Below are 340 nucleotides of genomic sequence, written 5' to 3' on the forward strand. Positions count from 1 at the left end.
GGAAGCTAACGCAAAACATTGATCTGCCAGGGCATTGGTCAAGTCATGCTAAATATACTAAGGTCATTGAGTCTAAGATTTCTGCTTTGAATGACGCCTTTAGGGCTGGTAAGGTTTCTGATACGCAATTGGTATTAGGTATAGGTAAAATCCAGAGTTTCGCGAAAGAAAGACTGGAGAATAATACTTTGTAGTGGATGCGATCACTGGGAGGCTTTTGTGAGTGGTTCCAATTATTACGTTTTACGCTATGACCCGCAGGGCAGTGGCTGCCCAATCGTGTTGTCAGGTTTTTTTAATTGTAGTGAGTTTGAATGGGATCCGTTTGAGCCAAGTCCGC

1 protein-coding gene is annotated in these 340 nt (G+C 43.2%); it reads left to right on the forward strand.

The genetic code is table 11. The features are described 5' to 3' along the window. Nucleotides 1-194 (forward strand): hypothetical protein (locus ACK59Z_RS25940; RefSeq protein ID WP_409294009.1); only part of this gene is annotated, 194 nt, incomplete at its 5' end. Nucleotides 195-340: the final 146 nt, after the last annotated feature.

Source organism: Pseudomonas sp. KCJK9058, assembly GCF_046230975.1.
Lineage (GTDB): Bacteria > Pseudomonadota > Gammaproteobacteria > Pseudomonadales > Pseudomonadaceae > Aquipseudomonas > Aquipseudomonas alloputida.